Origin of the sequence: Mycobacterium sp. 1274756.6 (assembly GCF_001668625.1) — a bacterium.
Classification (GTDB): Bacteria; Actinomycetota; Actinomycetes; order Mycobacteriales; family Mycobacteriaceae; genus Mycobacterium.
Genome location: NZ_LZLJ01000062.1, coordinates 1 through 24,012 on the forward strand (window position 1 = coordinate 1; position 24,012 = coordinate 24,012).

Consider the following 24,012-nt stretch of genomic DNA (forward strand, 5'->3'; position numbering starts at 1 on the left):
AATCGACCCGAACGTGCATGGCGCTCGGCGTCACGGCCTCGACAGAGCCGATCTCGTAGCCCATCTGGGTGACCGGGTTTCCGACGTAGAGCCCGGTGGCATCGGACATAGTGGCACAGTGGACGCGCCCCTGGTCTCTACTCGGAAGTGAACATCCCCCGGTCACCCCCGCCGCGATCACGGCCAGCACCACAGCGAGCGAGCGCGAAAACGATGGCGCCATCAGCATGCTCTCCCTGCAACTGGGATGCATATATCGGTGGCCAAGAACTCCGGGGGTGCATTCTGCGCGTCGAGGACCCGTTCGATCTTGTTGCGGACTAGCCGTATTCCACGAACGATCACCCCATCGCGTTCTGCCCAGTAACGGGCCTTCTCCTGCCAGTTGTGAACTCGCTCGAGAAAATCATCACGGTGGTTCTCGTAAAAATAGCCGACCGGCGCCAACGCGTCGAAAACATCTCCTAGCCCCTTCAGCGCGCTACTGAAGCCACCGCCGTAGAGAACCAGCGTCTGCTCGAGGATGGCGGCCTTGCGTACCAGCATTCGCAAGCCCTCTTTGAAGTCCTTCAACGATTCGATGTACTCGTCGGAAAGATTGATGATCGCCGAGACCTGACCCCGCTGCGCCTCGATCGTTGACGCGAGAGCGTTGCCTGCATCGATCACCGCCCTGATGCTGTCGCTGTTCTCTCCTGCTAAGCCGTCCTGCATGTGATCAAGCGTCTGTCTGATCGGGTCCGGGTCGACGTTGTCGGTGATCTTCGTCGCATCAGCGAGCGTTCGCATCAAGTTATACGGCATGGTGACCCGCTCACGAGGGATCGGAAGTGAGCCCAATCGCTGATCACCCAACGAGACGATGTTCACGTAGTAACCCCCTACGACGGTGAGCATCCGGACCTCGACCTGCGAGTGCTCCCCGACGAAGGCGTCGTTTGAAACACTGGCGCGGACGCGCACCTGATCCGGTTCGAGGATCAGGTCCTGAACCTTGCCGACGGTGATGCCCGCGATGCGGACCTGGTCACCCGGGCGTACCGACGCAGCGTCGTCGGTGTAGAAGGTGACCAGCGTGCGCCCCGGCGGATTCACATACAGTGCCGCAGCTACCACGATGATCGCCGCGAGCACACTCAACGCCGCGACACCCCATGTCTTCGGGTTTCGCAACAACTTCATCGATTGCACAGGACGACCTTCTGACCGTTGACGAAAATATCCATGGGAGCCGGCATTTCGAAACGTCCTTGGGAACACTCCAGCGGTTCGCCGTCGGCGGCAGGCGGCGGCAGACTGTCCCATGCCACGGGAATCAGTTTGAAGGCATCCAGGTAGTCATCGACGTTGGTGAATGCCCGGTCCAATGCGGCGTCGATATCGTTGGGTAGGTCGGGCGTGGTCACCGGTGGCGCCTGGAGACGAAACCGGCTCGCACTGCCGAAGATCGCCGGAAATCCAATGTTCGACAGGAGGCGCACGACTGTTTCCGTATAGTCTGGCCCGTACAGTTCCGACTTCCTGAATTCATCGATCGCCTTCAGCGCGTTATCTAAAGGCCTATTCAGCCAATCCAATATCTGCACCAACTGGGGTGAGTTGCCGCCCATGATCTTTGCTGCTTCGTTCATGTTGGTCAGCAACGTCGCGACCACCTGCTGGCGGTCGGCGACGAACCGCGTGAGGGTACGGATACTGTCGAGCAGCGGACCGAGGCCCGAACCGTCGCCCGAGAGGTACGCCACCGCGTTCTCGGTAAAGGTGTTGATCTCATCGGGGCTCAGTGTTGCGATTACCGGTTGCAGGCCGTTGAAGAGCGGGGTGATATCGAACGACGGTTTCGTCATGGTGGTGGGGATCTGCCGCACTAGTTGGGCTGCGGAATATGTCTCGGCTGGGTCAACGACATCGATGTAACGCAAGCCGGTAAGCGACTGGTATTTGATTGCCAACGTCGTACTGGCGAGCACCCCGTAACGTTTATCAAGCGTGAACTCGACGAGAGCGACGCTCTGCCCGTCACGGCGGTCCAGTTCTACGGATTTGACCTTGCCGACCCGAACGCCTCGAACTCGGACATCAGCATCTGCGTGCAGTCCCGACGCATCAGTGAAGCTCGCGGTGTAGGAGCTGGTTTCCGCGGCTATTGGTTGTCGAATCGCGTTGGCCACCAGAATGAACAGGATCACCGCCACGACGCTGCTGAGCGCCAGACGCCACAGGGCTCCGCGCGCGGCCATCAGGGCCCGCCCATCAACGCCAGCGGGGCAGCTACCCCCGGCACGGCGTCGAGCACGATCCGCACCTGTAACGCGCGCTGCTCAGGTGTACCGGCGTACAACCTTTCGAAACGCGTTCGCAGCTCCACCAATGACTCGGCAAACCCTTCCGGCCGAAGCAACGGCGGCATCACGTCGGTCAAGGCCTTGACCGTATCGGTCACCGGTACCAGGTCACCGAGGTGCTTCGATTCCAGTTTCCCGATGTCATTCAGTACCCCCTCCGACGCGATCTCCAGGGTCGGGATGTCAACGTTCTGCCATTCATCCTCGGTACGGTCTGCGCTCCACACCCGGTTGAAGTTTTCGTCGTTGTGCAGCATGTTGTCCACCGCGCCGATGAGCGCGTCAGCGGCTGACGGGAACGCGACACTCAGGCCGGCCGTATTCGCAAGCAGCCGTGCCGTGCTGACCGTCTGGATCCGGGCGACAGCGTGTGCCACCATCATCACGGTTTCGATGAACGGATCCAGAGCATCGGCGTAGCGGGTGGTCTTCTCGATCACCGCGATCAACTGCGGCGTCAATGCGCCAGTTGAGACCTCGCCGAGTTGCGATAGCAACGCCTGCAGCGTGAAGTTTCCGCGAGGGGCCACACCGATCACTGCTCCATCGCTCAACGGCTGCGTGCTGTGACCCTCCACTAGGTTGACCCCGGTTACGCCGAAATAGTTGACCGGTCGGAAGTCGACGGTCAATGCATCGGTTAAACCAGCGGCCGCGGCCTCATCGAGGTCGATCTCGATTCGTACGTTGGCCGGCCCCGAATTCGATACGGTCGTGACTTCGCCAACCCGGACACCATGGAGGACGACCGCGGTACCAGCCGCGACACCCTGGCCGACGTAGGGCGAGTCGATCGTGACCGAGATCGTCCCGGGTGGGCGGCTATTGAACGGATTGATCACCACCAACGTCATCGCGATGGCGGCACAGAGCGCAACGACGATGCCGATGGCGACCAGCAGTCGGCGCTGAGCTTCCGCCGAACCGTGTATCAACATCCGTCTGCCTAACCTTTGAATACGAACTCGGGCTGAATGCCCCACAACATGACAGTCGTTACGAAATCAAGGATCATGATCGCGACCAGGCTGCTACGAACCGCGCGGCCCGATGCTTGCCCCACTCCAACAGGTCCGCCGGATGCGAAATAGCCGTAGTAGCAGTGGATTATGGTTGCCGCTGCGCAGTATATGGCTACTTTGAGTACCGAGTAGGCCAGGTCTTGTGCGGTGAGGAATTCAACGAAGTAGTGCTGGTATGTGCCGCCCGGCTGGTTATGAAACACTCTGATCACGATGTCCATCACATAAAACGTGGACACCAGTGTCACCAGGTAGCCGGGCACCACACAGATCAGTCCACCGATGAGGCGGGTGCCGACGACGAAGGGTATCGGGCGGATACCCATTGCCTCGACGGCATCAACTTCTTCGGAGATACGCATTGAACCGATCTCGGCCGTCATGCGGCACCCGGTCTGCGCCGCGAATGCGATACCACCGACGAGCGGACCGACCACCCGGACTGCGCCGACTCCCGACACGATGCCCGAGAGCGCACCGAAACCGATGATGTTCAAGACGCTGAAGGCTTCGATCGCTGTCGAGGCGCCGACCACGATTCCCAAGATGAGGAGGACGTTGATCACGCCGCCGTCCACAAGGATCGAACCCCGTCCCCAGGCAAGACTGTTCATCTGCTGCAAGGTCTGCTTGCGGTATTTCCCAACGGTCAGGGGTAACAGCCATAACGTTTGGGCGATAAACATCGCCCAGTGTCCGATTGCGTAGAAGAAGTCGCCAATCGGACGCAGTTGGAGCAAACGCTGCGCGACACCAACCGCCGGAACCGCACGGGCGGGCGCCGCTGTCACGCGATTTCCAATGGAAAGAACATGGTTTGCAATTGGGTGATGGCAAGATTTGCGATGACGATGCCGACGACGTTGAGCACCACCGAGGAGTTCACCGCATCGGCCACGCCACGAGCGCCGCCGGTCGCCTCCATGCCACGCAAAGACGAGACGATCGCCACGATAACCGCGAATACAACGGTTTTGGCGATAGCGAACCAGATGTCCCCTACCTTGGCGAACGTTCCGAACGACTGCCAAAAACTTCCGGCCGACATATCGCTGGCCGAGACAGCCAACATGAACGCAGCGGCAGTGCCGGCGACGATGATGAACACGCACAGTATGGGCGCGATCAACAGCAACCCCAGGAAACGTGGGACAACGAGCCGTCGAACAGGGTCGACCCCGACTACACGCATCGCATCGAGTTCCTCGCGGATCGCCCGGGCACCGAAGTCCGAGGCAATCGCTGAGGCGGCAGCACCCCCCATAAGCAGACCCGCGGTGATCGGCGCCCCCTGACGCACGACGCCGACCCCACTCGCCGCGCCTAGCAACGAGGTGGCCCCCACTTGGTTGACCAGTCCCGACGTCACCACGGTCACCATGGCACCGAAGGGGATAGCCATCAGCAGGCCGGGGATCGCGGTCACCTTGAGCAACGCCCATGCCTGAGTGAGCGTCTCAGCCACCGGGAGGCGCCTAGCGATTGAGTCGGCGACGGTGTGCCACAAGACCGCCGCCAGCAACATCACGCCGCGTCCCGACGTCGCAGCGCTGCGTCCCGGGATGGTGCCGGCTTTGGCCACGCCGCCCCTTACAGTGCGCCGCGCTGTTGTGACGGTGGTGGCCATTCGGCCGTTAATCGTTGCCATCATCGGCGGTCGGTGCATCGGTGACCATCGACCAAACCGGCTGAAAAGCGGATCGAATCGCACTCTGCGCCGACGTCGATTGGCATCCGCCCCCTCCATAGGTACGTTGACGTTCCGCTGGACGATACGTGGACATCCCTTTTGCGTCAAGGGATCGCAGAATTCGCTTTGCGTCAGCGACATCGCCACGCCTGGACCGATCCGCACACGGCGTTGAAGTGGCCGCGCCGGACACCGCCCCTTGACCGGACCCGCCGTCGCCCCGTACGTTACTATGAAACTAGACCGTACCAGAGGGGTCGGCGGTTCCGACATCCACCGGGCGCACTGCCCGCGGTCCGCGCCGGTGCTATCGCCGAACATCGGAGGGAACACCCCCATGACGACCGGCCATCGAATCCAACTCGGAATGCTTGCGGTGGGCGCCGCCGGCGCCGCGCTGTTCGCGGTTGGCCTGCTTATAGCCGGCTTCGTTCCTCCGCCAGGTCCGATGCTGGACGCCGAGAACGTCGCGGAAATCTACCGTGACCGCGGCGTCACCATCCGTTTAGGGATGTTGCTGGGGATGGTGGGGTGCGCGATGACCGGGGCACTGGGAGCCGTGTTGTGCGTACAAATGAAGCGAGTCGAGGGACGCGATTCACCGTTGGCCTACTTGCAGCTGATGTGCGGTCTGGTCGGCAATATGCTCGGGGCTCTGCCTCTGGCGTTCGCTGCGATCGCGGCCTTCCGTATCGATCGCGACCCCGAGCTCTATCTGCTATTCAACGACACCGCATGGCTGCTCATCATGGGCGTTTTCTTCTTCAACGACATTCAGGTCTTGGCGATCGGCGTATGCGCGTTCCGTGATAGCGAAGAGCGGGTCTTTCCGCGTTGGTACGCGTGGTTCTCGGTTTGGATCGTGTCCATGACGTTGCCGCTGACGGTGACTTTCTTCATGCACGACAGCGTCTTCGCCTTCGATGGTGCGCTGGGGTTCTGGTTTGTCGTTGTCTGGATCGTCGTCTGGTTCGAGGTGACCGTGCGGGTGCTTATTGGGAGCATCCGTCGTGACGACCGGGATCACATCCGAGAAGACGCCGTGTTCACGCCTTCGTTGGCGACCGGCCGATTCCCGCATCGACCCGAGAGACAGCCATGAATCCTTCGTTAAGCCGTGCGCCGCAGCGCTCAAGACGATCTCCCGCAATCGGACGAGGCACTCGTCTGTCGCACCTTCCTGGAGAGCCTGGTATGTGGCTCTTCATTTTTGGCGACCTGTGCGTCTTCAGCATCATGTTCGTGGCTTTCTTGGTGATGCGCGGCCGGCACCACGCCATGTTTGTGGAAGCCGAACATCACCTCGACATCGCCTACGGCGCCGTGATGACGCTGCTTCTTCTGGCCAGTTCATTGTTCGTCGTCCGCGGCGTGCAGGCGCAGCGTTTATCCAATCGGACGACAGCGCCGTTTGTTATGGCGATCGCCTGCGGCATCGCCTTCGTGGCGCTGAAGGCGGTCGAATGGGGCAGCCACCTTCGGGCTGGACAGACCTTGGTCACGAATCACTTCTGGAATTTTTATTATGTGCTCACCGGCGTGCATTTGGTTCACATCCTTGTGGGGTTGGTGTTCCTCACCTACATGTCGCTAGTCGTCCGAGATCCAGCCAAGGTTCCCCGCCACCTCCCTTACATCGAGGGGGCGGCCTGCTTTTGGCACATGGTCGATCTGCTCTGGATCATGATTTTCCCGTTGCTCTACCTCTTGAGGTGACCTGCTGATGACCTTGCTTCTGCGTGACCGCATCGGGCTTATCTGGCTCTTCTTGGTTGCGGCGACCAGCGTGACTTGGTGGCTCGGCCGTGGACACGGCCCCGAATCGCTTGCGCCGGAGTTCATCAACGTCACGATTATCGCGGTCGGGGCGGTCAAACTCCGGCTGATCGGACTGCATTTCATGGAACTCCGTTCGGCACCGACGCGTTTTCGCTGGATTTTCGAGTCGATCGTCGCCGGGCTGTTCGTTCTGCTCGCAGGGCTGGTCATGTTGGACTGACCAGAGCGACCGACCCATGTCGTTGCGGGTCACTTGTTGAAAATTCGCTCCACGACCTGGACGATGTCGTCCTCCAACTCACCGAGTTGGTTGTACTTTCCAGCGCCGACATAGGACGCGGTGACCTCAGCGACGGCCCCGACAGCGGCAAGCGAAGCGCGCTGGCGGACCCGGCGGCTCCGGGTGCCCACCGCCCGGCCGGGCTTCGCCGCGACGCGGTACAACAAGGCGCCCACCTCTTCATAGGCCGCTGCGTGCAGCGCCCACCCACGCTCCCCCGTAGCGAGAACTTCAAACAGCAAGCAACGCGCGAATTCGGGTTCGTTTTTGCACAACTCAAGATAGGATCGGATCACCGCGCGTAACTCACCACCGGGCTCCGCGGTGCGCTCCGCCTCCGTCAGGGTGTTGTGGAGCAAGAATCCGCCATCGAGCGCCGCAGCGAGGAAACAGTCCTCCTTGCCGTTGAAATAATCGTAGAACTCACGACGTGACACGCGTGCACGTTGGACGATATCGGTCACACTGGTCGCCGCGTAAGTCTTTTCGGCTACGGCGGCGATCGCGGCGCGGAACAACCGTCGGATCTGCGCATTACGGGCCTCTTCGCGAGGCCGTTTACTGCGGCCGCGCGGCAGACCTGGACTATCCGGCGGATGCGCACCCGCAAGGGTTGAACGACTCTGCGCTTCCACCTAAGGCACCTTACCGCAGGGCGGACACGGCATTGGCATCCAGTTGGTTTGCGACACGGCCATTCCCTTCACCAAGCCGTCTCGGCTCGGCTCAGGTTGCAAGGGGTTACTCGGATTACCCCGGCGGACACGAATGGTAGGCATTGCAAACGTACGACCGTCGGTCGTCCCACCCCTTGAACCATGTCCCGACTTCGGTGATCAGTAGTTTGAATTCTCCGTGAGCACAGTAAGTGTCGCCACTGTGTGTTACTGCGCAGGTTGTGGAGTTGTCGGCGATATAACTACCTGGAAGCAATGGCCGCTGCGCTTGGCCGGGCGGGAATTGGATCGCGGCGGTCCAACCATGGTGAACCGAACGGTTGCCGTTGAACCAGGCGATGTGGTGATCGTCGGGCGGAGCGCCGGGTAATTGTCCCGAGCATCCGAACCCGCCCCAGAACCAGATCCCGCAGTTGAGCCCGGAAGGCGTCAGGAACCACACCCCAGGTTGGTCGGCCAAAGCGAACTGAGCAGCATCCACGCGCGTGTACCAGGCTGTGATAGAAGCCAGCTCCGGAAACAGATCCTGGGGATCGTCTCGCGGCACCGCGCCGCCGGGCGCAGCACTGCTGAGACTCATCATCACCGCAACACCCCATGCGGCCGACAAACGGACGGTCTTTCGCAGCTTCACCGCCGCCAACGCCCGTACGGTGTCCCTACCGCCGCTGCAGGACAACGCTCGCCCCGTTTTCCGGTACCAGCATCGGGTGCCGCCGGCGCGGTGGTGAGACAGGGCCGGGCAAGGCGGCGAAAGTCCGTTCCTTCAAGATCGTCTTCAGCAAGATCCGCGCCTCGAACAGCGACAGGTTCGCGCCCAGACACCGGTGCGCGCCGCCACCGAATGGTAGCCATAGGTAGGTACTCGGCCGCGCGGCCAAGAATCGCTCTGGCCGGAAGGATTCCGGGTCCTCATAAAACGTGGGGTCTTCGTGTACAGCGAGAATGGGAACCATGACCAAGGCGCCCTTGGGCAGTTGTAGCCCGTTGAATACTGTGGCGCGGCGCGCCCTTCGCCCCACAACCGGTACTGCAGGCCGAAGACGTAGGGCCTCGGTGATCACGGCGTCCAGGTAGGCGTCATCACCGGCATCGACTGTTCTGTGCAATTCATCTAGTACGGCCGGCGAGTGGCTGACGAACTCTGCTATCCACGCCAAGGTGACCGCGGTCGTCTCGTAGCCGGCAAGCACCATGTTTCGCAACCGGCGCGAGATCCCGAGGTCGCCCTTCGGCTTTTCGGCGGTGTCGTCGACGTGGATGAAATGCATGATCATGCCGCCATCCGAGGAGTTGTCGCCGGCGCGGCGAGCCGCGATCTCCTCCAGAAGGACGCGATCGATGGCCTTCTCCCACCGCCGCAATGGCGGATACGGCAGTGCGTGGCCACCGGTCAGCAAACCCAGTGCGCTCAGCCCGATGAAAGCCGTACTCTCCATCGCCCCGAACCAACCGTGCAAAGCGTGGCGCAGTCGTGCGGTACGTGACGGCTCAGTGACCCCGAAGATGATCGAGATCATGACGCCCAGCGCCAGATCTGACCCGATCTGGAGGAAGCTTACCGGGGACTCGACCGGCCAATCCTCGATCTGACTAGCTGCCACGCCGACAATGTCGTCCTCATATGACCGCAATGCGCGACCGTTGAACGGCGGGAAGAGCCGTTTGCGCTCAGCGAGGTGTTCTTCTCCCTCGAGAAAGATGAACTCATCGGCGCCGAACAACACGTCGTGGGCGGTCATGCGGCGCAACAATTGTCCGAATGAATACTCGTCGTCGCGATCGGTGAGCACCGCACGGACGTCGGCGGCGGATCGCGTCACCAGCACCGGGGGAAACATCGGCATGTCAACAAAGAGGCGCTCGCCCAATCGGCTCAACGGGGAGTTCGCCGCACCGGGACGAAGCAGAGCTCCGATGTCGCCTGCTCCTGACCGGAATCCGACCCGGGGCAGGCACTGCAGCGGGCGTATGTCGCTGACGGTCGTTGTCATCCGGACCCCTCTACGGTACGATTACGTTTCATAAACTTAGGAATCAGGCTAGCCCTCGGGCTTGGGGGACGTCAACCATCCGCCCTAAACTGCCGCACTGGCATTCCTGTCTGCGTGCGATCACGCTGGTAACGTCATGCGGTGTCCGAGATTCCGGAGATCGCGCTGCCGGCAGTCGACTGGCCGCTCGTCGAAGCGATCCAACGAGTATCCGTCGGCGCCGCACAGTCACTGCCGCGACGGCGCCATTCACTCGGGCGGGACACCATCGAGCGGATCCAGCGGGCCCGCATCCTCGTAGCGACGGCGGACGAGGTGGTCGAGCGCGGCTACGCAGCCACTTCGGTGACCTCGATCGGTCGGCGCGCCAACGTGTCCAGTAAGACCTTTTACGCTTATTACGACGGAAAGGAACAGGCGTTCCTCGACCTCTATCTGATCGAAGAAGCCGCCCTGGTGCGATTCGCCGAACGCCTGGCTACGGTGACCGATACCGCGGCCTTGCCGCAAGCAATCGTGCACTCCTACTTGGAAGTCCTCACCATCGCGCCGCGAATCGCCCGCGTCTTGGTCATGGACGCCCAAGGCGCGACGCCGGGAACGGCGCGCAGGCGAATCCAGGCACTGCACGAGTTTTCGTCGGTGATCGCCGCGGCATACCGGCGCTCGTCTGGCGGCCGGATCATCGAGACGCACTTCGTGACGGCGCTTGTGATCACAGCCAACGATCTGATGTATCGCCACCTCCTCTTAGGCGCCGATACGCTCGAGGAACTCGAGAGTGCGATGACCGCGATCGCTGCCCGCCTACTGAGGCAACCGGAGAACTGATCTCTGGCCAATCGTGTAGAGAAACGTTACCCTTTCCCTATGGCCACGGTTCTCACCCGCAACACAGCACCGCACATCACCGCACTCTGGCGTGGCACGGCACGCCCGGTCACCGAAACCGACCACGCCTGGGCTGATCTGGGTTCTCGGTCCCGCTTCGCCCGCATCGATCACGAATCGGCGTTGGTCCGGCTCGCCGAACTCTTCCGCGGATCGTCTGCCTCCTCGACGATCGACGGACCCGCCGATATCGAATTGCTTACGACATTCGCCCCGGGGCGCCTCAATCAAGCGGCCAGCGCCTGGTATGACCGGGCGCATCCGTGGGCCACAAAAACATTTGACCGCGCCACAGCCACCGGAACGAACTGGTTCACCGCCGAACGCCGACGACTTGTACGAGCCTGTTTTCCACGAGCTCCGATCGTCCGCTCCGACGAAATCCTTGACATGCTGCCATTCCGCACCTATCTAGGTCCAAGCGCACTTGACGCGAATCACGACGTCCTGCACATTGATTACAGTCACGATCGGAGAAATGGCTTACTCCTGTCGCGACTCAGCCATGACGAACTCGTACAGGTCGGTCCGGGCGTCCACCTGGGAATCGGGCTCTTCGGTCGACGCGACCGCCAGACTCGCGGCGTCCTGTACTTCGCCTGCCGAGAACGCAACGCGCAGTGATCGACGCCGAAGCGAACGGCACTGACCAGCACACGCTCTACATAGTCGGCGCACTCGACTCGCGCATCGCCGCGATCCGCGTCCGTTCTGACGGCACGATGGCGGCGCTAACGGGATCTCCCTACTCGATTGGCCGACGCGGATCCTTCAGTATCGTTGCCGGCTCTGCGCCGCCACGCCTCTACGCGACCCACTTGACCTCCGGCCAGATCGATATCCTCGAATTGTCACCCGGCGGCGTACCCCAGCCGGTTCCCGGATCGCCGTACGTGACAGGGACACCGAGCGGCGGGGCAGCACTCAGTCCCCGCGGCGATTTCTTGGTCACCACCGCCATCTCCCGTAAGTCAGGATGGTCGGCCGTCCGATCTTTCCGCATCGCGGGCGATGACCTGTCTCCCATCGGTCCGCCGGTGCCGGCCGGCGGACGCCTGCGCCATTGCGTTGCACTGCCGGCTCTCAGCCCCGACGGGCGCAACCTCTATGTCGCCAGCTATTTCGGTCATTGCCTCCTGCGTTTCCGGGTCAGTCGCGACGGCGAGATCTCTTCGCTACGCCAGCAGATACCGACGGGCCGTTGTCCGGTCTCACCGACAGTCAGCCCCGATGGCCGCAGTATCTACGTCGCCAACGAACTCAGTTGCACCGTCTCGGGCTACCGCATCGCGTCGGACGGGGAGCTCGCTCACGTTCCTGGCTCACCGTTTCCGACGGGCCGATTCCCCCACGGCGTCACCGTTACATCGGATTCGCGCTTCGCCTACGTGCCCAACTTGTTCAGTGGTTCGATCAGCGGCTACGCCGTCGCGGCGAACGGGGCACTGGAGGAACTGGCCGCATCACCGTTCCCAACGAACTCGCGCCGATCGCTACCCGGGCGCGCTCTCTGCTCACCGGACGGTCGTACGCTCTACGTCGTGGAGTTGGGGTCGGCGACACGTCGACCCCGGGCCGTCGTCCACCGGTACACCATCGCACGGGACGGTGCGCTGACACCCGTTCCGGACAGCGGTCTGCAAACACAGATACTTTTCGCAGACGGCCCAGGCTCGGTCATCGCTTGAACAGTCCTTACCGCCCGGGAGGTGAGGCGTACCCGCCGCCCTAACCCGCGTCGTCTGGCCCGCCCGCGCCGAACGTGCAGTGGCTGCGAGGATTTCGCGATTTTTTCGCAGTGTGTGCACGCTCGGCGAGCGAGGGCGGGTGCACGCTCGGCGAGTGGGGGCCGCGCGCGTGGGGGCGGGCAGGCCGCGAAAGCGCCGGGCCGGGCCTAGGCTTTTACGCCGAGCCGTAGACCGGGACGCTGGGGCGGGCCTTGGAAAGCAGGTCGGTGACGATCGGGCCGAGCTCGGCGGCGTCCCAGCGGGCACCCTTGTCCGCCTGGGGGCCGTGCGCCCAGCCCTCGGCGACCCGGATCAGCCCGCCCTCGACCTCGAAGACCTTCCCGGTCACGTCGCGGGCCTCTACGCTGGCCAACCAGGCCACCAGCGGGGAGACGTTCTCCGGGGCCATCGCGTCGAACTCGGCGTCCTGAGTGGCCATCATCTCGGCGAACACGGTCTCGGTCATCCGGGTGCGCGCCGCCGGGGCGATCGCGTTCACCGTCACCCCGTAGCGGCCCAGCTCCGCCGACGCCACCAGGGTGAGCGCGGCGATGCCGGCCTTAGCCGCCGAGTAGTTGGCCTGCCCGACACTGCCCTGCAGCCCGGCGCCGGAGGTGGTGTTGATGATCCGGGCGTCGACGGTCTCGCCGGCCTTGGCCTTGCCCCGCCAGTAGGCGGCGGCGTGGCGCATGGTCGCGAAGTGGCCCTTGAGGTGCACGGCGACGACGGCGTCGTACTCCTCCTCGCTGGTGTTGGCCAGCATCCGGTCCCGCACGATGCCGGCGTTGTTGACCAGCACGTCCAGCCCGCCGAAGCCGTCGACGGCGGCCTGGATCAGCTGCTCGGCCTGGCCCCAGTCGGCGACGTTGGAGCCGTTGGCGATCGCCTCGCCGCCCGCGGCGACGATCTCGTCGACCACGTTCTGCGCGGCGCTGCCGCCGCCGGCCGGTGAGCCGTCCAGGCCCACCCCGATGTCGTTGACCACGACGCGTGCGCCTTCGGCGGCGAACGCCAGGGCGTGCGCGCGGCCGATCCCGCCGCCCGCACCGGTGACGATGGCCACCCGGCCGTCGAGAACTCCCATGTAACTGCCTCCTGAACCGCTCGGATGAAAGGTGGTTATTTGTTGGCGCTGGATGCCGCCAGGTAGCTCGGGGGCTCCCCGCCGCCGTGCACCTGCAGCTCGGCGCCGCTGACATACGACGCCAAGTCGGAACTGAGATAGGCCGCGGCCCAGCCGATGTCGGCGGGTGTGGCCAGCCGGCCCAGCGGCACGGTCGCGGCGACCGCGGCCACCGAGTCGGCGTCGCCGTAGAACAGCTCGGACTGCTCGGTCTCGACCATGCCGACCACGACGGAGTTGACCCGCACCTTGGGCGCCCACTCCACCGCCAGGGAGGTGGTGAGGTTGTCCATCCCGGCCTTGGCGGCGCCGTAGGCCGCGGTGCCCGGGGAGGGCCGGTGCGCCGAGACGCTGGAGATGTTCACGATCGCCCCGCCGCGCTGCTGAGTCTGCATCACCGCGTTGGCGTGCTGGGAGACGTAGAGCGGGCCGAGCAGGTTCAGCTCGACGATCTTGCGGGAGAAGTTGGCCGAGGCGTCGGCGGCCAGCGCGTAGGGCGAACCGCCGGCGTTGTTGACCACCACGTCGAGGCGGCCGTGGGCGGCGACGATCGCCTCGATCATCGCGGCGACCGCGGCGTCGTCACGCACGTCGCAGGCGTGGAACTCATAGGGCAGGTCCTCGACCGGGCGGCGGGCGCAGGTGATCACGGTGGCGCCCTGGTCGGCGAAGACGGCGCTGATGCCGGCGCCGACCCCGCGCACCCCGCCGGTCACCAGGACGACCCGGTCGGCCAATCCGAGGTTGATCGCGTCGGTCACTGTGCTAGCGTACCAAGCAAGTGCTTGCTCAGGTAATCGTGCCCCGGAAGCGACAGGAAAGGCCCTGATGCCGATCACATCCACCACCACCGAACCGGGCATCGTTTCGGTCACCGTCGACTACCCGCCGGTCAACGCACTGCCCTCACGGGCCTGGTTCGAGCTGGCCGACACCATCACCGCGGCCGGCGCCGACATGGCCACCCACGCGGTGATCCTGCGCGCCGAGGGCCGCGGCTTCAACGCCGGTGTGGACATCAAGGAGATGCAGAACACCGAGGGCTTCACCGCCCTGATCGACGCCAACCGCGGCTGCTTCGCCGCGTTCAAGGCCGTCTACGAGTGCGCGGTCCCGGTGATCGCCGCGGTCAACGGCTTCTGCGTCGGCGGCGGCATCGGGCTGGTCGGCAACGCCGACGTCATCGTCGCCTCCGACGACGCCAAATTCGGGCTGCCGGAAGTGGAGCGCGGCGCCCTCGGCGCGGCCACCCACCTGTCCCGGCTGGTGCCGCAGCACATGATGCGCCGGCTGTTCTACACCGCGGCCACCGTCGACGCGCACACGCTGGCCGACTTCGGCTCGGTGCACGAGGTGGTGCCGCGCGCCGAACTCGACGAGGCGGCGCTGCGGGTGGCCCGCGACATCGCCGCCAAGGACACCCGGGTGATCCGGGCCGCCAAGGAAGCGCTGAACCTCATCGACGTGCAGAAGGTCAACTCCAGCTACCGGATGGAGCAGGGCTTCACCTTCGAGCTCAACCTGTCCGGCGTGGCCGACGAGCACCGCGACGAGTTCGCCGGGACCGAGAAGGGGAAGAAATGACCAAGCTGACCACCCTCGACGAGGCCGTCGCCGGCATCGAGAGCGGCATGACGATCGGCCTGGGCGGCTGGGGTTCGCGGCGCAAGCCGATGGCCTGGGTGCGCGCGCTGCTGCGCACCGACGTCAAAGACCTGACCGTGGTCACCTACGGCGGCCCGGACCTGGGCCTGCTGTGCTCGGCGGGCAAGGTGGCCAAGGTCTACTACGGCTTCGTCTCGCTGGACTCCCCGCCGTTCTACGACCCGTGGTTCGCCAAGGCCCGCACGTCGGGTTCGATCGAGGCCCGCGAGATGGACGAGGGCATGCTGCGCTGCGGTCTGCAGGCCGCCGCGCAGCGGCTGCCGTTCCTGCCGATCCGCGCCGGGCTGGGCAGCTCGGTGCGGGACTTCTGGGGCGACGAGCTCAAGACCGTCACCTCCCCCTACCCCACCGACGGCAAGCCCGAGACCCTGGTCGCGATGCCCGCGCTGAACCTCGACGCGGCGTTCGTGCACCTCAACCTCGGTGACGCCCGCGGCAACGCCGCCTACACCGGCATCGACCCGTACTTCGACGACCTGTATCTCATGGCGGCGCAGCGGCGCTTCCTGTCGGTGGAGAAGGTGGTCGACACCGCCGAGCTGGTCGCCGCGGTGCCGCCGCAGGCGCTGATCGCCAACCGGATGATGGTCGACGCCGTCGTCGAGGCGCCGGGCGGGGCGCACTTCACCACCGCCGAACCCGACTACCGCCGCGACGAGAAGTTCCAGCGGCACTACGCCGAGGCCGCCGGCTCGCAGGAGGGCTGGCAGCAGTTCGGCGCCACCTATCTGTCCGGCAGCGAAGCCGACTACCAGGCCGCGGTCCGCCGCTTCCAGGAGGAATCATGAGCATGGCCAGCCGAGCCGAAATCTGTGTGACCGCCTGCGCGGAGATGTTCCGCGACGCCGGGGAGATCATGGTCTCGCCGATGACCACCGTGGTGAGCGTCGGCGCCCGGCTGGCCCGGCTGACCTTCGCCCCCGACATCCTGCTCACCGACGGGGAGGCCCGGCTGCTGGCCGACACCCCCGCGCTCGGCGCCAGCGGCGCCATCGAGGGCTGGATGCCGTTCGGTCGGGTGTTCGAGACGCTGGCCTGGGGCCGGCGCCACGTGGTGATGGGCGCCAACCAGATCGACAAGTACGGCAACCAGAACATCTCCGCGTTCGGCCCGCTGCAGCACCCGACCCGGCAGATGTTCGGGGTGCGCGGCGCGCCCGGCAACACCATCAACCACGCCACCAGCTACTTCGTCGGCAACCACTCCACCCGGGTGTTCGCCGAGTCCGTCGACGTGGTCTCCGGCATCGGCACCGACAAGATCGACACCGACAACCCGGCCTACCGGTTCGTCGACGTCTACCGGGTGGTGTCCAACCTGGGGGTGTTCGACTTCGGCGGGCCCGGCGGCACCATGCGCGCGCTGAGCCTGCACCCCGGCGTCACCCCGGCCGACGTCGCCGAGAACACCTCCTTCGAGGTGGCCGGGCTGGACAGCGCCGAGGAGACCCGCCCACCCACCGACGACGAGCTGCGGCTGATCCGCGAGGTCATCGACCCGAAGTCGCTGCGGGACAAGGAAGTGCGGTCGTGAGGCTGCGCACGCCGCTGACCGAGCTGGTCGGCATCGAGCACCCGGTGGTGCAGACCGGGATGGGCTGGGTGGCCGGCGCCCGGCTGGTGACCGCCACCGCCAACGCCGGCGGCCTGGGCATCCTGGCCTCGGCGACGATGACCCTCGACGAGCTGGCCACCGCGATCGCCAAGGTCAAAGCCGGCACCGACAAACCCTTCGGAGTCAACATCCGCGCCGACGCCGCCGACGCGCCCGACCGGGTGGAGCTGATGATCGCCGAGGGCGTCAAGGTTGCCTCGTTCGCGCTGGCCCCCAAACCGGAGCTGATCGCCCGGCTCAAAGAGGCCGGCTCGGTGGTGATCCCGTCGGTGGGGGCGGCCAAGCACGCCAAGAAGGTGGCGTCCTGGGGTGCGGACGCGGTGATCGTGCAGGGCGGTGAAGGCGGCGGGCACACCGGCCCGGTGGCCACCACCCTGCTGCTGCCGTCGGTGCTCGACGCCGTCGCCGACACCGGGATGCAGGTCATCGCCGCCGGCGGCTTCTTCGACGGCCGCGGGCTGGCCGCCGCGCTGTCCTACGGCGCCTCCGGGGTGGCGATGGGCACCCGGTTCCTGCTCACCTCCGACTCGACGGTGCCCGACGCGGTCAAACAGCGGTACCTCGACGCCGGGCTGGACGGCACCGTGGTCTCCACCCGCGTCGACGGCATGCCGCACCGGGTGCTGCGCACCGGGCTGGTGGAGAAACTCGAAAGCGGCTCGCGGGTGCGTGGCTTCACCGCCGCGATCCGCAATGCCGCCAAATTCAAGAAGATGTCCGGCATGACCTGGGGCTCGATGGCCAAAGACGGCCTGGCGATGCGCGCAGGCAAGGACCTGACCTGGTCGCAGCTGGTGATGGCGGCCAACACCCCGATGCTGCTCAAGGCCGGCCTGGTCGAGGGCAACACCGAGGCCGGGGTGCTGGCATCCGGGCAGGTCGCCGGCATCGTGGCCGACCTGCCGTCGTGCGCGGAACTGATCGACCAGATCGTGGTCGAGGCGGCCGAACACCTGCGTGCCGCCGCCGCCCTGGTGCAATAACGGGTATACGAACCGGCGGGAACGGGTAGAACCGGTAGGAACCCACGACGCAAGGAGTTCCGATGAGATTGACCCGTACCACCGCGGCGGTCGCAGCGACCGGGCTGACCGCGTTCACGCTGGTCGCCTGCGGCGACAACAAACCCGAGCAGCCGAGCCTGACCGACGCGTCGTCGACCAGCTCGTCGGCCGAGACGACCGAGACGACCAGCGCCACGACCAGCGCCGAGGCGCCCGCGGAGCTGGCCACGGTCGCCGCGGCCCAGAACGCGCTGCAGACCGCGGCCGGCGCGGTGCCCGGCGGGCAGCCGTTCGACCTCGAGGTCGAGGTCACCGACGGCCAGGTGCAGTTCGAGGCCAAGGTGGCCTCCGACGGCGACGAACACAAGCTGGTCATCGACGCCGCCGGGGAGAAGGTGGTCTCGCAGACCAAGTCGGACAAACCCGACGACGACGTCGCCAAGCTGGAGGGCACGACCGTCACCGCCGCGCAGGCGCTGGACACCGCCAGCGGCAAACAGCCCGAGGCGCAGTTCAAGGAACTCGAGATCGACACCAACGACGCCGACGTCGTCGTCTGGGAGGTCGAGCTCGTCGACGCCGACGGCGTGGAGACCGAGTACACCATCGACGCGCACACCGGCGAGGTGCTCACCCCGTAACGGCGACCGGCGGTACGGCGGTGCTCAGCTGAGCACCGCCGTACCGAACCATTCGCACAGCAGCAGGGCGACCTCGACGTCGAGCCGGTCGTCGTCGATGGGTCGGCCCCGCCGTTCGATCGCGCGACCGACCCGGTATTTCACCGAGTTGTGATGCAGGTGCAGCTCGTCGGCCGCGGCGGTGTAGCTGGCGCCGTGGCGCAGGAACACCCGCAAGGTGTCGCGCAGCCGCTCGTCGGACTCGGTGGCCGCGGCCAACGGCCCCAGGGCTTCGGCGACCAGCGCGGTCGCCGCGTCCAGGTTGGCCCCGAACAGCGCGGCCACCGCCAGGCCCGGATCGCCGGCCGCGATGACCCGGCGGGGTTCGGCGCCGGTCGCGGTGGCCACGGCGCGGGCGTCCTTGGCCTGCTGATGCGAGCGCCGAAAGCCCTCGATACCCGGCAGCGGGCTGCCCGCGGCCAGCCACGGCGCCCCGGGTGCGGTGGCGGCGAACTCCCGTAGCCGCGCCAGCGCATCGCCCGCCGCCTCGGCGGACAGCGGGATCCACGCCCAGCCGGTCACGTCGTCGACCGGAATGAACAACGGCGCCTCGTGCGCGCCGGTCGCCTCGGCCAGCTCCGCGGCGAACCGCTCCATCGCGGTGATGTCGTCGCCGCGATCGGATTCGGCGCACCACACCACCACGGCCAGCTGGTGGCGCCGGAGCGGGTAGCGGATCGCGATCGTCAGTGCGTCGGTGTCGGTGTCGTCGCCGGCGAGCAGTTCCCGCACCCGCAGCGCCCGGATGCTGTTGCGGTTCTCCACCCAGCGTTCCCGCTCGTCCTGGTAGGTGGCGACCACCCGCCGCGAGATCCAGTCGATGTAGTCGAACGAGGTCGCCGCCAACAGCTCGTAGACGTCCAGGCTGAGCCTCGGGTCGACGTCGGAGTCGCGCACCTCGTCGAGCACCACGCCGAGCACCAGCTGGTGGCCGAGCCGGTAGGCGCGCACCAGCGCGTTGGCCGACACGTCGCGCTGTGCGAGCCGGCGGGCGTACTCCAGCGCCGGGGTGGGCGGTTCGACCTGGTCGATGGCGATGTTGTGGCGGATCGAGGAGAAGTAGGTGTCGATGTTGGTCGCCACGGTGTCGCGCAGCAGCTGCAGCAGTTGGGCGTCGCCGCGCAGCTCGGAGATCTCGCTGATCACCCGCTCCTGGGTCGCCCGGGTCACCTCGTCGAGCCGGTCGGCGAGCCGGCCGACGATCGTCGCCGCGGCCGCCGCGACGGTCCGCTCATCACTGCTGGGGTCGGGCATGAGACCCGACGGTAATGCCCGCCCGGACTTCCCGGGACCGATTCGACCGAGCGGGGCGCACCGTTGCCGCCGGGTTGTCTTCCGGCGACAACACCGGCGGCGGAGTTGGTCGGCTGACGACGTCGCCGCCACCGCGGGCCCGTTCGTAACGTGCCTCATATACCCGGCTGCGAGTGACGTGCCTCACCCGGACGGGCGAACCGAATACCCCCGTTCCGCACCCGCGGAGAAGGAGAAAACCATGCTGGGCGCGATCCTGGTCTTCCTGCTCGTCCTGTTCCCGCTGTTCGTTCCGGTGGCCATCAGCGGCTACCACGCGGTGGCCAAAACCGAAGCCAAACAGGCCGCTTCCCGCCCGACACTGCGCCGCACCACCGCCTGATGGACTACGACGTCGCGGTGATCGGGTCCGGCTTCGGCGGATCGGTGGCCGCCCTGCGGTTGACCGAGAAGGGCTATCGGGTCGGGGTCTTCGAAGCCGGCCGCCGGTTCGAAGACGACGAACTGCCCAAGACGAATTGGCAGGTGCGAAAATTCTTTTGGGCACCGAAGTTGGGCTGCACCGGAATTCAACGCATCCACATGCTGCCCGACGTGCTGGTCTTGGCCGGGGCCGGCGTCGGCGGTGGCTCGTTGGTCTACGCCAACACCCTCTACGAGCCGAAAAGCGATGCCTTCTACAACGATCCGCACTGGGCCGGCATCACCGACTGGAAAGCCGAGTTGGCCCCGTATTACCGCCAAGCCAAACGCATGCTCGGGGTGGTGCCGAACCCCACCATGACCCCGTCGGACCGGGCGATGTTCAACGTCGCCGAGAAGATGGGCGTCAAAGAGACTTTCGGGATGGCGCCGGTCGGGGTGTTCTTCGGCCCCGACGGCACCAAAGCCCCCGGCCTCGAGGTCGACGACCCGTTCTTCGGCGGCGCCGGCCCGCGCAGGCGCGGCTGCCTGGAGTGTGGTGAGTGCATGAGCGGCTGCCGCCATAACGCCAAGAACACGCTGGTGAAGAACTACCTGTACCTGGCCGAGCGGGCCGGCGCCCGCATCCACGACCTGACCACCGTGACCGCGGTGCGCCCCATCGACGGCGGCTACGCCGTCGACACCGTGCGTACCGGCGCGTGGCGGGCCAGGAAGACCGCCCGCAGCATCACCGCAACACAGGTGGTGTTCGCCGCGGGCACCTGGGGCACCCAGCAGTTGCTGCACCGGATGAAGGCCGACGCCGTGCTGCCGGACCTCTCCCCGCGCCTCGGTGAGCTGACCCGCACCAACTCCGAGGCGTTGTGCACCTCCAGCGTCAAACTGCGGCGCCGCAAGGGCGCCGAGTTCCACACCGGTGTGGCCATCACCTCCTCGATCCACCCCGACGAGGTCACCCACATCGAACCGGTCCGCTACGGCAAGGGCTCCAACTCCATGGCGTTGCTGACCACCGTGATGACCGACGGCGGCGGCCGGGCACCGCGCTGGCTGCGGTGGCTGGGCCAGCTGATCCGCCATCCGGTCCAGGCCGTCTCGCTCTACGCGGGGCTGCGGGACTGGTCGCAGCGCACGGTGATCGCGCTAGTGATGCAGACCGAGGACAACTCGCTGACCCTGTTCCCACGCCGTACCCGGCTGGGCCGCTTCCGGCTGTCCTCGCGGCAGGGGCACGGCGTCCCCAACCCGACCTGGATCCCGGCGGCCAACGAGGCGGTGCGCCGGCTCTCCGACGACATCGACGGCATGCCCTACAGCAGCGTCGGCGAGATCCTCGACATCCCGATGACCGCGCACTTCCTCGGCGGCTGCGCGATCGGCGAATCCGCGCAACGCGGCGTCATCGACCCCTACCACCGGGTGTTCGGCCACCCCGGGCTGCATGTGCTCGACGGGGCGGCGATCTCGGCGAACATCGGGGTCAACCCGTCCCTGACGATCACCGCGCAGGCCGAGCGGGCCACGTCGCTGTGGCCGAACAACGGCGAGAGCGACCCCCGCCCGCCGCTGGGCGCGCCGTACCGCCGGCTGACGCCGGTGCCGCCGCAGCGCCCGGCGGTGCCGGCGAGGGCGCCCGCGGCGCTGCGGCTGGGCTGAACCCGGCCGCCGCGAACGGGTCCACCGCCGTGGTCGAATAGGTCATGCTGTTCCGCCAGCTCGAGTACTTCGTGGCGCTGGCCCGGGAACGCCATTTCGCCCGGGCCGCGCAGGCCTGCCACGTCTCCCAGCCCGCACTGTCCGAGGCCATCCGCAAGCTGGAGAACGAGCTGAAGGTGCCGCTGGTGCGGCGCGGGCAGAAGTTCGAGGGCCTGACCCCCGAAGGCGAGCGGCTGGTGTTGTGGGCGCGGCGGATCCTCGCCGACCACGAGGCGCTCAAACAGGAGGTCGTCGCGCTGCAGAGCGGGCTCACCGGCCGGCTGCGGCTGGGGGTGATCCCGGCCGCGGCGAGCACGGTCGCCGCGATCACCGACCCGTTCTGCACCGCCCACCCGCTGGTGCGGGTGCAGCTGGAGACCAGCCTGCGCTCCGCGGAGATCGTCGACCGGCTGCGCCGCTTCGAGCTGGACGCCGGGATCATCTACCCCGACCGCCAGGACACCGCCGATCTGCTCGTGGTCCCGCTCTACCGGGAGAACCACGTGCTGATCGCCGGGGCCGAGCTGCTGACCGGTCAGCCCGCCCCGCTGTCGTGGGCCGACGCCGTGCAGCTGCCGCTGTGTCTGCTGGCGCCGGGGATGCGCGGCCGCCACCTGGTCGACGATGCGCTGGCCGGGCTGGGCCTGACCGCCACCCCGCGCCTGGAGACCGACTCGATCGCCGCGCTGATCGCCCAGGTGGGCACCGGCCGGTGGGCCAGCATCGTGCCGCAGTCGTGGCTGCGCGCGCTGCGCCCGCCCGCCGGGGTGCGTGCGGTGCTGCTGGACGACCCGCCGATCAGCGCGCCGGTGGTGCTGGTCACCGCGGCCGACGAGCCCGGTTCGGTGCTCACCCGCGCGCTGGTGCAGACCGCGCGGGGCGTCGAGTTCGGCGGGGCGCCGCCGGGCTGATCGGCCGCGCCTATCACCCGGTCGGAAACTCGTCTTGGACGGCGCGACCGGGCACCGCCCAGACTGGGGCCATGGCGAAATGTGTGATGGTGCTCTATCCCGACCCGGTCGACGGCTACCCGCCGCGGTACGCCCGCGACACCATTCCGAGCATCGGCCGCTACCCCGACGGCTCGACCCTGCCCACCCCGTCGGGCATCGACTTCACCCCCGGCGAGCTGGTGGGCTGTGTCTCCGGCGCGTTGGGCTTGCGGAAGTTCTTCGCCGACAACGGCCACGAGCTGGTGGTGACCTCCGACAAGGACGGCCCCGACTCGGTGTTCGACCGGGAACTCCCCGACGCCGACATCGTGATCTCCCAGCCGTTCTGGCCGGCCTACCTGACCGCGGAACGAATCGCGCGAGCCCCCAAGCTCAAACTGGCCTTGACCGCCGGGATCGGTTCGGATCACGTCGATCTCGACGCCGCCCGGGCGCACGGCATCACCGTGGCGGAGGAGACCTACAGCAACTCCATCAGCGTCGCCGAGCACACCGTGCTGCAGACGCTGGCGCTGGTGCGCAACTTCGTGCCGTCGCACCGGTTCGCCGTCGACGGCGGCTGGAACATCGCCGACTGTGTCGCCCGCGCCTACGACGTGGAGGGCATGGACTTCGGGGTGATCGCCGCGGGCCGGATCGGCCGGGCGGTGCTCGAGCGGATGAAACCGTTCGGGGTCCGGTTGCACTACACCGACATTCACCGGCTGCCCGAGCCGGTGGAGCGGGAACTGGGCGTGACGTTCCACCCCGATGTGGCGTCGCTGGCGCGGGCGGTCGACATCGTCTCGATCCACTCGCCGCTGTACGCCGACACCCGCGGCATGTTCGACGAGCAGCTGATCGGCTCGATGCGCCGCGGCTCGTACCTGGTCAATACCGCCCGTGCCGAGGAGACCGTGCCCGAGGCGGTGGTGGCGGCGCTGGAGAGCGGCCACCTCGCCGGATACGCCGGGGACGTGTGGCATCCGCAACCGCCGGCCGCCGACCATCCGTGGCGGACCATGCCCAATCACGCCATGACGCCGCACGTGTCGGGCAGCACGCTGTCGGCGCAGGCCCGTTACGCCGCGGGCACCCGCGAGATCCTCGAGGACTGGCTGGCCGGCCGGCCCATCCGCCCCGAGTACCTCATCGTGGCGGGCGGTGAGCTGGCCGGCACCGGCGCGCACTCCTACCGGTGAGCGCGCCGCGG

Annotated in this window: 27 protein-coding genes; 15 read left to right on the top strand and 12 right to left on the bottom strand. The window is 66.4% G+C overall.

What is annotated here, in order from left to right; all coding sequences use genetic code 11:
- The 6 genes from A5643_RS18995 to A5643_RS08485 form a co-directional block, all read right to left on the bottom strand.
- A partial coding sequence (locus A5643_RS18995) for an MlaD family protein (protein WP_502686228.1) occupies positions 1–253 on the bottom strand: 253 nt, incomplete at its 3' end.
- On the bottom strand, positions 223–1,182 hold the full coding sequence (locus tag A5643_RS08465) for an MlaD family protein (RefSeq protein ID WP_066853897.1): 960 nt from the start codon (positions 1,180–1,182) through the stop codon (positions 223–225). The genes A5643_RS18995 and A5643_RS08465, both read right to left, overlap by 31 nt.
- A complete protein-coding gene (locus tag A5643_RS08470; RefSeq protein WP_066853899.1) occupies positions 1,179–2,243 on the bottom strand; it encodes an MlaD family protein in 1,065 nt (354 codons plus the stop codon). The genes A5643_RS08465 and A5643_RS08470 overlap by 4 nt, the downstream gene beginning before the upstream one ends.
- On the bottom strand, positions 2,240–3,283 hold the full coding sequence (locus A5643_RS08475; protein ID WP_066853901.1) for an MlaD family protein: 1,044 nt from the start codon (positions 3,281–3,283) through the stop codon (positions 2,240–2,242). Before A5643_RS08475 ends, A5643_RS08470 begins: the two co-directional genes overlap by 4 nt.
- Positions 3,284–3,291: 8 nt before the next feature.
- Positions 3,292–4,053: an ABC transporter permease gene (locus A5643_RS08480; protein WP_066853903.1), complete on the bottom strand. Its 762-nt coding sequence runs from the start codon at positions 4,051–4,053 to the stop codon at positions 3,292–3,294.
- A 101-nt stretch (positions 4,054–4,154) separates the two neighbouring features.
- Complete coding sequence (locus tag A5643_RS08485) at positions 4,155–4,994, bottom strand: ABC transporter permease (RefSeq protein ID WP_082948856.1); 840 nt, start codon at positions 4,992–4,994, stop codon at positions 4,155–4,157.
- A 400-nt stretch (positions 4,995–5,394) separates the two neighbouring features.
- On the opposite strand from A5643_RS08485, the gene A5643_RS08490 reads away from it, so the two are divergent.
- The 3 genes from A5643_RS08490 (at position 5,395) to A5643_RS08500 (ending at position 7,056) form a co-directional block, all read left to right on the top strand.
- Positions 5,395–6,159: a hypothetical protein gene (locus tag A5643_RS08490; protein WP_156628681.1), complete on the top strand. Its 765-nt coding sequence runs from the start codon at positions 5,395–5,397 to the stop codon at positions 6,157–6,159.
- 92 nt (positions 6,160–6,251) lie between these two features.
- The gene (locus tag A5643_RS08495) at positions 6,252–6,773 is read left to right on the top strand and encodes a cytochrome c oxidase subunit 3 (protein WP_197497686.1); all 522 of its coding nucleotides are present in this window, start codon (positions 6,252–6,254) and stop codon (positions 6,771–6,773) included.
- 7 nt (positions 6,774–6,780) lie between these two features.
- Positions 6,781–7,056 (top strand): cytochrome C oxidase subunit IV family protein, encoded by a 276-nt coding sequence (locus tag A5643_RS08500; RefSeq protein ID WP_082948836.1) that lies wholly within the window; start codon positions 6,781–6,783, stop codon positions 7,054–7,056.
- 29 nt (positions 7,057–7,085) lie between these two features.
- Here the strand turns inward: A5643_RS08500 and A5643_RS08505 are convergent, their stop codons facing one another.
- From A5643_RS08505 to A5643_RS08510, 3 genes are all read right to left on the bottom strand, one after another.
- Positions 7,086–7,751 (bottom strand): TetR/AcrR family transcriptional regulator, encoded by a 666-nt coding sequence (locus A5643_RS08505; RefSeq protein ID WP_082948837.1) that lies wholly within the window; start codon positions 7,749–7,751, stop codon positions 7,086–7,088.
- Between the two features lie 115 nt (positions 7,752–7,866).
- On the bottom strand, positions 7,867–8,436 hold the full coding sequence (locus A5643_RS18135) for a hypothetical protein (protein ID WP_156628684.1): 570 nt from the start codon (positions 8,434–8,436) through the stop codon (positions 7,867–7,869).
- 16 nt (positions 8,437–8,452) lie between these two features.
- Entirely contained in the window at positions 8,453–9,787 is a 1,335-nt protein-coding gene (locus tag A5643_RS08510) for a cytochrome P450 (RefSeq protein ID WP_066853914.1), read from the bottom strand.
- Between the two features lie 141 nt (positions 9,788–9,928).
- Here A5643_RS08510 and A5643_RS08515 point away from each other — a divergent pair, with 141 nt between their 5' ends.
- From A5643_RS08515 to A5643_RS17720, 3 genes are read left to right on the top strand one after another with little or no spacing between them, the layout of a single operon-like run.
- Entirely contained in the window at positions 9,929–10,618 is a 690-nt protein-coding gene (locus A5643_RS08515) for a TetR/AcrR family transcriptional regulator (RefSeq protein ID WP_066853916.1), read from the top strand.
- 39 nt (positions 10,619–10,657) lie between these two features.
- Positions 10,658–11,302 carry a hypothetical protein gene (locus A5643_RS18140; protein WP_156628686.1) on the top strand — a complete coding sequence of 215 codons (645 nt, stop codon included), beginning with the start codon at positions 10,658–10,660 and terminating at the stop codon, positions 11,300–11,302.
- Positions 11,299–12,366 carry a lactonase family protein gene (locus A5643_RS17720; protein ID WP_082948838.1) on the top strand — a complete coding sequence of 356 codons (1,068 nt, stop codon included), beginning with the start codon at positions 11,299–11,301 and terminating at the stop codon, positions 12,364–12,366. The genes A5643_RS18140 and A5643_RS17720 overlap by 4 nt, the downstream gene beginning before the upstream one ends.
- A 214-nt stretch (positions 12,367–12,580) precedes the next feature.
- Here the strand turns inward: A5643_RS17720 and A5643_RS08520 are convergent, their stop codons facing one another.
- Together A5643_RS08520 and A5643_RS08525 are read right to left on the bottom strand one after the other, a co-directional pair.
- A complete protein-coding gene (locus A5643_RS08520; protein ID WP_066853918.1) occupies positions 12,581–13,489 on the bottom strand; it encodes an SDR family oxidoreductase in 909 nt (302 codons plus the stop codon).
- Positions 13,490–13,524: 35 nt separating this feature from the next.
- Positions 13,525–14,289, bottom strand: coding sequence for an SDR family oxidoreductase (locus A5643_RS08525; RefSeq protein ID WP_066853920.1), 765 nt, complete (start codon positions 14,287–14,289; stop codon positions 13,525–13,527).
- A 67-nt stretch (positions 14,290–14,356) separates the two neighbouring features.
- Here A5643_RS08525 and echA20 point away from each other — a divergent pair, with 67 nt between their 5' ends.
- The 5 genes from echA20 (at position 14,357) to A5643_RS08550 (ending at position 18,453) form a co-directional block, all read left to right on the top strand.
- Positions 14,357–15,112: a (7aS)-7a-methyl-1,5-dioxo-2,3,5,6,7,7a-hexahydro-1H-indene-carboxyl-CoA hydrolase gene (gene echA20, locus A5643_RS08530; RefSeq protein WP_066853922.1), complete on the top strand. Its 756-nt coding sequence runs from the start codon at positions 14,357–14,359 to the stop codon at positions 15,110–15,112.
- On the top strand, positions 15,109–15,981 hold the full coding sequence (gene ipdA, locus A5643_RS08535) for a cholesterol ring-cleaving hydrolase subunit IpdA (protein ID WP_066853924.1): 873 nt from the start codon (positions 15,109–15,111) through the stop codon (positions 15,979–15,981). The genes echA20 and ipdA overlap by 4 nt, the downstream gene beginning before the upstream one ends.
- A gap of 2 nt (positions 15,982–15,983) precedes the next feature.
- Positions 15,984–16,727, top strand: coding sequence for a cholesterol ring-cleaving hydrolase subunit IpdB (gene ipdB, locus A5643_RS08540; RefSeq protein ID WP_197497695.1), 744 nt, complete (start codon positions 15,984–15,986; stop codon positions 16,725–16,727).
- Positions 16,724–17,791, top strand: a complete 1,068-nt coding sequence (gene ipdC / locus A5643_RS08545) for a (3aS,4S,5R,7aS)-5-hydroxy-7a-methyl-1-oxo-octahydro-1H-indene-4-carboxyl-CoA dehydrogenase (protein WP_066853928.1) — start codon at positions 16,724–16,726, stop codon at positions 17,789–17,791. The genes ipdB and ipdC overlap by 4 nt, the downstream gene beginning before the upstream one ends.
- Positions 17,792–17,853: 62 nt before the next feature.
- Entirely contained in the window at positions 17,854–18,453 is a 600-nt protein-coding gene (locus tag A5643_RS08550) for a PepSY domain-containing protein (protein WP_082948840.1), read from the top strand.
- A 24-nt stretch (positions 18,454–18,477) separates the two neighbouring features.
- Here A5643_RS08550 and A5643_RS08555 read toward each other — a convergent pair whose 3' ends face one another.
- On the bottom strand, positions 18,478–19,746 hold the full coding sequence (locus A5643_RS08555; RefSeq protein WP_066853930.1) for a PucR family transcriptional regulator: 1,269 nt from the start codon (positions 19,744–19,746) through the stop codon (positions 18,478–18,480).
- 241 nt (positions 19,747–19,987) lie between these two features.
- Here A5643_RS08555 and A5643_RS18145 point away from each other — a divergent pair, with 241 nt between their 5' ends.
- From A5643_RS18145 to A5643_RS08570, 4 genes are all read left to right on the top strand, one after another.
- Complete coding sequence (locus tag A5643_RS18145) at positions 19,988–20,128, top strand: hypothetical protein (RefSeq protein WP_156628687.1); 141 nt, start codon at positions 19,988–19,990, stop codon at positions 20,126–20,128.
- A complete protein-coding gene (locus A5643_RS08560; protein WP_066853932.1) occupies positions 20,128–21,828 on the top strand; it encodes a GMC oxidoreductase in 1,701 nt (566 codons plus the stop codon). Before A5643_RS18145 ends, A5643_RS08560 begins: the two co-directional genes overlap by 1 nt.
- A gap of 44 nt (positions 21,829–21,872) precedes the next feature.
- On the top strand, positions 21,873–22,778 hold the full coding sequence (locus A5643_RS08565) for a LysR family transcriptional regulator (protein ID WP_066853934.1): 906 nt from the start codon (positions 21,873–21,875) through the stop codon (positions 22,776–22,778).
- Positions 22,779–22,849: 71 nt separating this feature from the next.
- Entirely contained in the window at positions 22,850–24,001 is a 1,152-nt protein-coding gene (locus tag A5643_RS08570) for an NAD-dependent formate dehydrogenase (RefSeq protein WP_066853936.1), read from the top strand.
- Positions 24,002–24,012 lie beyond the last annotated feature (11 nt).

What these genes read in the sequence shown, in the direction of transcription:
- A5643_RS08465 (WP_066853897.1), bottom strand. Translation starts at nt 1,182, where the DNA reads ATGAAGTTGTTGCGAAACCCGAAGACATGGGGTGTCGCGGCGTTGAGT.
- A5643_RS08475 (WP_066853901.1), bottom strand. Translation starts at nt 3,283, where the DNA reads ATGTTGATACACGGTTCGGCGGAAGCTCAGCGCCGACTGCTGGTCGCC.
- A5643_RS08480 (WP_066853903.1), bottom strand. Translation starts at nt 4,053, where the DNA reads ATGTTTATCGCCCAAACGTTATGGCTGTTACCCCTGACCGTTGGGAAA.
- A5643_RS08485 (WP_082948856.1), bottom strand. Translation starts at nt 4,994, where the DNA reads ATGGCCACCACCGTCACAACAGCGCGGCGCACTGTAAGGGGCGGCGTG.
- A5643_RS08490 (WP_156628681.1), top strand. Translation starts at nt 5,395, where the DNA reads ATGACGACCGGCCATCGAATCCAACTCGGAATGCTTGCGGTGGGCGCC.
- A5643_RS08495 (WP_197497686.1), top strand. Translation starts at nt 6,252, where the DNA reads ATGTGGCTCTTCATTTTTGGCGACCTGTGCGTCTTCAGCATCATGTTC.
- A5643_RS08500 (WP_082948836.1), top strand. Translation starts at nt 6,781, where the DNA reads ATGACCTTGCTTCTGCGTGACCGCATCGGGCTTATCTGGCTCTTCTTG.
- A5643_RS08510 (WP_066853914.1), bottom strand. Translation starts at nt 9,787, where the DNA reads ATGACAACGACCGTCAGCGACATACGCCCGCTGCAGTGCCTGCCCCGG.
- A5643_RS18140 (WP_156628686.1), top strand. Translation starts at nt 10,658, where the DNA reads ATGGCCACGGTTCTCACCCGCAACACAGCACCGCACATCACCGCACTC.
- A5643_RS08520 (WP_066853918.1), bottom strand. Translation starts at nt 13,489, where the DNA reads ATGGGAGTTCTCGACGGCCGGGTGGCCATCGTCACCGGTGCGGGCGGC.
- echA20 (WP_066853922.1), top strand. Translation starts at nt 14,357, where the DNA reads ATGCCGATCACATCCACCACCACCGAACCGGGCATCGTTTCGGTCACC.
- ipdA (WP_066853924.1), top strand. Translation starts at nt 15,109, where the DNA reads ATGACCAAGCTGACCACCCTCGACGAGGCCGTCGCCGGCATCGAGAGC.
- ipdB (WP_197497695.1), top strand. Translation starts at nt 15,984, where the DNA reads ATGGCCAGCCGAGCCGAAATCTGTGTGACCGCCTGCGCGGAGATGTTC.
- A5643_RS08550 (WP_082948840.1), top strand. Translation starts at nt 17,854, where the DNA reads ATGAGATTGACCCGTACCACCGCGGCGGTCGCAGCGACCGGGCTGACC.
- A5643_RS08555 (WP_066853930.1), bottom strand. Translation starts at nt 19,746, where the DNA reads ATGCCCGACCCCAGCAGTGATGAGCGGACCGTCGCGGCGGCCGCGGCG.
- A5643_RS18145 (WP_156628687.1), top strand. Translation starts at nt 19,988, where the DNA reads ATGCTGGGCGCGATCCTGGTCTTCCTGCTCGTCCTGTTCCCGCTGTTC.
- A5643_RS08560 (WP_066853932.1), top strand. Translation starts at nt 20,128, where the DNA reads ATGGACTACGACGTCGCGGTGATCGGGTCCGGCTTCGGCGGATCGGTG.
- A5643_RS08565 (WP_066853934.1), top strand. Translation starts at nt 21,873, where the DNA reads ATGCTGTTCCGCCAGCTCGAGTACTTCGTGGCGCTGGCCCGGGAACGC.
- A5643_RS08570 (WP_066853936.1), top strand. Translation starts at nt 22,850, where the DNA reads ATGGCGAAATGTGTGATGGTGCTCTATCCCGACCCGGTCGACGGCTAC.